Annotated in this window: 5 protein-coding genes; 2 read left to right on the top strand and 3 right to left on the bottom strand. The window is 73.7% G+C overall.

Translation table 11 applies throughout. From position 1 onward, the window contains the following. Window positions 1-151 precede the first annotated feature (151 nt). A complete protein-coding gene (locus PV350_RS44650; RefSeq protein ID WP_500339074.1) occupies window positions 152-568 on the bottom strand; it encodes a hypothetical protein in 417 nt (138 codons plus the stop codon). A gap of 313 nt (window positions 569-881) precedes the next feature. On the opposite strand from PV350_RS44650, the gene PV350_RS44655 reads away from it, so the two are divergent. Both PV350_RS44655 and PV350_RS44660 read left to right on the top strand, forming a co-directional pair. Beyond that, entirely contained in the window at window positions 882-1,976 is a 1,095-nt protein-coding gene (locus tag PV350_RS44655) for a mechanosensitive ion channel family protein (RefSeq protein ID WP_500339075.1), read from the top strand. A 70-nt stretch (window positions 1,977-2,046) separates the two neighbouring features. Then, entirely contained in the window at window positions 2,047-2,913 is an 867-nt protein-coding gene (locus PV350_RS44660) for a hypothetical protein (RefSeq protein ID WP_500339076.1), read from the top strand. On the opposite strand, the gene PV350_RS44665 is transcribed toward PV350_RS44660, so the two are convergent. Further along, window positions 2,898-4,004, bottom strand: a complete 1,107-nt coding sequence (locus PV350_RS44665; RefSeq protein WP_499515104.1) for an ADP-ribosylglycohydrolase family protein — start codon at window positions 4,002-4,004, stop codon at window positions 2,898-2,900. The two genes, PV350_RS44660 and PV350_RS44665, sit on opposite strands and share 16 nt — an antisense overlap. 285 nt (window positions 4,005-4,289) lie before the next feature. Then, window positions 4,290-4,415, bottom strand: coding sequence for a hypothetical protein (locus PV350_RS44670; protein WP_500339077.1), 126 nt, complete (start codon window positions 4,413-4,415; stop codon window positions 4,290-4,292). Between the last annotated feature and the right edge of the window lie 347 nt (window positions 4,416-4,762).

The following is a 4,762-nucleotide window of genomic DNA, read 5'->3' on the forward strand; positions in this document are numbered from 1 at the left end:
CTCTCTTTTCTGATGCTCCCGGAGCTAACGTTCGGTGTTCGGCTCTTATTGTCAGCAGCGTCAGACTTAGATAAGAGCCATGACGACCGGACGCGGTCCGGCCCCGCCCCCACGTCCGTGTGGGGGTGGGGCCGGACCGCGTCCGGTCGGCTCACCCCTCCGCCATGAGGGCCTCGTTGACGGCCGCCACGCGCGCGTGGAGCGGGCCCTCGCGCACGGTGTCGTCCCCGAGCCCCCGGCGGTGCGGCGCCACGTCGATGACGGTGACCAGGGTGTCGCCGAACCCGATCACCGCCCACCAGTCCTGTCCGGCCACGCGGACCCGCCACGTCGCCTTGACCCACCTCCCGGTGTCGGTCCGCACCTCCGCGGAGACCAGCTCCCAGGTCGCGGGGTCGAAGGCGAGGAGCGCCTCGACGGGTGCTCCGCGGCGCTCCAGGCGCTCGGTCACGTGCGGACCGCGCGCGGTGAGCCGTACGGGCTCGCGCAGCACGTGCCGCACCCGTGCGAAGAGCGCCGCGGGGCCGGTGGCCACGTGGAAGCGGGCGGTGTCGAAGCGTGGTGCCAAGGGGGAGTCCTCACCGGGAACGCCGTGACCGCCGGAGGGCGATGGGCATCGTGACCAGGAAGGATACCGGCGCACCCGCCTGCGGCGCGTCCGGCCGCGGCGACTTTGGCGGGATCGGGCCGCCGGGGTGGGGGCCGTATGCGGACGGCGTCGCCGCTGCGGCAGGATGTGTCACCTCGCGCCTGGACAATGCCTGTTCGGCGCGACTCTCTCGAGCATCCCCCGAACGTCCCCGAACGATGAGGCGACCAGTGACGACACACCACCCCCCGCGCCCCGTGCGTGAATCCGTACGCACGTGGGGAGGCGACCGGTGAACCGCGCCCTCACGCTGCACGACCTGATCGTCGCCGGTGCCGCGATCGCCGCCGGTGCCCTGGCGGGGCTGCTGCTGCGGCTGGCCCTGAAGTGGCTGGGCGAGCGGGCCAGGTCGACGAGGTGGGGCGGTGACGACATCGTCGTCGCCGCCCTGCGCACCGTCGTGCCGTGGGCCGCGCTGGCGTCGGGCGCCTGGGTGGCCGCCGCGGCGCTGCCACTGACCCGCATCGTCGACCGGACCGTCAACCAGGTGCTCGTGGCGGTGCTGATCCTGGCGGCCACGGTCGCCGCGGGCCGCATGGTCGCCGAGACGGTCCGGTCGCTGGCGCTGGCCCGGTCCGGGGTCGCGGCCTCCGCGACGATCTTCGTCAACATCACCCGTGTCGTCGTGCTGGGGATGGGCTTCCTGGTCCTGCTGCAGACCCTGGGCATCTCCGTCACGCCCCTGATCACCGCCCTCGGCGTCGGCGGTCTCGCCGTCGCCCTGGCCCTGCAGGACACCCTCGCCAACCTCTTCGCGGGCGTCCACATCCTCGCGTCCAAGACCGTGCAGCCCGGGGACTACATACGCCTCAGCAGCGGCGAGGAGGGCTACGTCGTCGACATCAACTGGCGCAACACCGTGGTGCGCCAGCTGTCGGACAACCTGGTGATCATCCCCAACGCCAAGCTCGCGAGCGCGATCGCCACCAACTTCCACCAGCCCGAGCAGCAGATGTCGCTCATCGTCCAGGCGGGCGTGGGCTACGGCAACGACCTCGAGCACGTGGAGCGGGTGACCATCGAGGTCGCGGGCGAGGTCATGGCCCACGTCGAGGGCGGCATCCCCGAGCACGAGACGGTCGTCCGCTTCCACACCTTCGGCGAGTCGCGGATCGACTTCTCGGTGATCCTGCGGACGTCGGAGTACGGGGAGCAGTACCGGATCAAGCACGAGTTCATCAAGCGCCTTCACCGCCGCTACCAGGAGGAGGGCATCGAGATCTCCTTCCCGACGCGGAACGTGGTGCTGCGTCAGGAGCAGCCCGACGCGATAACGCTGCCGCACCAGCGCACGGTCCCGGCGCCGGACCCCACCCCCGGCGGCTGACGGCCGCCCGCCGGGCACGCACTTCGGTGCGTGCCCGGCGGACTTCCTCCCCCTGAGACAGGACGGGCCGATGTACATCCTCCACCTCGTCGACCGGCCCTGCGACGAAGCGGTGGCCGCTGCCCTGGCGCGGGTCTTCGGCGTGCCGACGAGCGAGGTCGACATCGCCGCCGACGGCGTGATCGAGCGCAACTGGGAGGCGCTGGTGTCGTGCACCACCGGGGAGCGGTTCGGTGACGTGGCGCTCGCGCTGGACATCTACGTCATGGCCGCCGATGCGGACCGGCCCGCCGAGCACGCCCTGGCCGCCGAGCTCGCGGCGCTGCTGGGCGCGGCCGTGTTCTTCTCGGCGGAGGGCGTCCGGCCCAGTGCCTACTGGGTCGCGACCCCGAACGGAGCCGTGGCGCGGGCCAGGGCGGGCGACACCGACGAGCCGGGCGAATTCATCGTGGCCGCGGTGGAGGCGCCGGTGGCCCCACTGCCGCACGTGCGGGTCATGCGCATCCCGGAAGCCGTCTGGGACCTGGCGGTGGCCACTCCCATCGCCGACGCCTTCCGGGAGCGGCCGGCGGGGGAGTGGGAGTGGCGTGCGGGCGACCGCCTGGCGGCGTGGGAGATGCTCGTCCGGATGATGGCCGACGGGTGGCGGCCCGCGGGATGGTGCCCGGCCGACCTCTACGGCTGGCGCCTTGAGGCCCGCGACGAACTCGCGGAAGCCGCAGCCGCGCTGCCGTCGGAGGCCGCGGAACCGCTCCGGAACGCGCCGGCCGAGCTGGACCGGCTGTTCGTGGCGCACACCGTCGAGGACCCGGAACACCTCCTCGCCCGGGAGATCGCGGCCGGCGGCGACACGGGCGGGCGGAACTGGTGGTGGTACCGGCGGCCGGAGCCGCTGCCCTGGGACGAAAGCCTGCGGCCCCGTCACCAGCCGGGGTAGCGGTCCCGCCAGTGGGGGTCCCAGCCCGGTACGTACTCGCTGCCGCTCGGGCCGTCGAGGTTCTCGGCGACGAGGTCGCGGGCCAGGGTGTCGACGACCCACACCAGTTCGTGGCGGCTCACCACGTCCACCGGGAAGGCCTCGAAGCCGTGCGCCGCGCCGAGGAAGGCGCCGGTCACGGTGGCGACGGACTCGCCGTCCGGCGCGGCGGCCGCGAAGCGCAGCGCCGCGACGAGGTCCGCGCGGTCCGGGAAGGACGCGGCGGCGTAGAGGCCGCCCAGGAGCGCCGAGGGCGCGGTGGCGTCGGGGGCGAGCCGGGCGAGGCGGGCCGGGTCGGCGGGGTGTGCGACGACCCCGTCCAACACGGCCCGCAGACGGGCGTGTTCGTCATCGGTGATGACCGCGGCCCGCTCGGAGGCCCGCAGCGCCGTCAGGCCGCCTTCGAGGGCGCCTCGTATGTCCTCCCCGGCCAGGAGGTGCCGGGCCAGGACCGTCGCATGGGACGTGGCGGCCTGCGCGCCGGGGTCCCCATGGGTGAGCGCGGCGACGTCGCGGGCGTGCGCGTCCCAGCTCTTGACCGCCGCCGGCTCGCCGAGGGCGGCGATGGGCAGGGTGCGGCCGAGCGCGTGCCAGCCGCGGCTGGTCGTCGTGGGCTTGTCCACGGTGCCCTGCTCCGGCCGGGACAGCGCCTTGACGGTCGCCGGCGCCGCACCGCGCCGCTCCGCCAGCACGGGGATCCCGGCCAGCCAGCCGGAGGGCCAGCCCGCGCCCGTCCACGTGCCCCAGTGCTCGGTCAGCCGGTCGCGGTCGATGCCCTGGATCGCGGCCCAGCGGCAGTACGCGTGCCAGAGCACGGACGGGGGATGGCAGATGCCCTTGTGGCTTCCGCGGACCAGGGCGCGGATGGAGCCCTCGACGGTGAAGCAGGCCAACTGGGTGCAGACGCCGGCGCGCAGCGGCCCCGTGCCGGGCAGCGTGCCGCGTGCCGCCCCCGTGGTCTCGCCGAGGGCCAGCCCGATGAGCATGCCGCGTACGCGCGAGGTGGTGCGTCCGCGATCGGCTTTGTCCCGGTCCTCGTTCGCTGGGCTCAAGACGGCGTCCCTTCCTCGGATTCCGGCAGGTGGCAGGGGCCAGACCCTATCGGGAGCGCCAAAGGCGACGGAGTAGTTGAGCGTGGCCGAGTAGGTGGCGGCGCTGAGGGCGCGGAAATCGAGATGGCCTCGCGGCTATGCGAGCCGACGCTCCTGGCCCTCGGTGTCCTCGCGGTCCGCGGGCGCGCGCGTCAAGCGGTGATGCAGCACAGCGGCCCAGCTCCCCTCGGTGGGGTTCCGGGCCGCTGTGCTGCGCCGTGGCGCGTGTCGGCCGAAGTGCAGTGGCTACCACCAGATGACGACGTATCCGGGGCCGCCGTTCTCGCCGCCGGCGTCCGGGCCGACGCCGCGTGCGCCGCCTGAGCCGCCGATGCCTGCACCCGGCGGCGCCGGCTGGATGATGCCGTCCACTGCCGGACGGCCTCCCTGGGCACCGGGCCCACCCGGGGCGACGCCCGAGCCATCTCCGCCGTTGGCGCCTTGTCGGACTGTGCCCTGGCCAGGACAGAAGGCCGTGCCGCCAGCGCCACCGTTGAGGTGCGACCCGAATACGCCGCCGTTGGCAGTCACGACGTCGCCGAGGCCGTTGTCCACCGTGCTGGGTGTGCCCAGATCGCCGGGAAAGGACGGGGGTGCGCCCGAGCCTCCCGTGCCGACGTCCACCGCGACTGGTGTGCCCGGCTGGACGGGAAGGACGCACCAAGCGAAGCCTCCGGCGCCGCCACCGGATCCACTGTTGTTAACGTCGCCTCCACCAC

Origin of the sequence: Streptomyces sp. PA03-6a, assembly GCF_033792765.1 — a bacterium.
In the GTDB taxonomy this organism is placed as follows: domain Bacteria; phylum Actinomycetota; class Actinomycetes; order Streptomycetales; family Streptomycetaceae; genus Actinacidiphila.

Excerpts from the sequence above, each read along its gene's own strand:
- PV350_RS44660 (WP_500339076.1), top strand. The coding sequence starts at position 2,047 with ATGTACATCCTCCACCTCGTCGACCGGCCCTGCGACGAAGCGGTGGCC.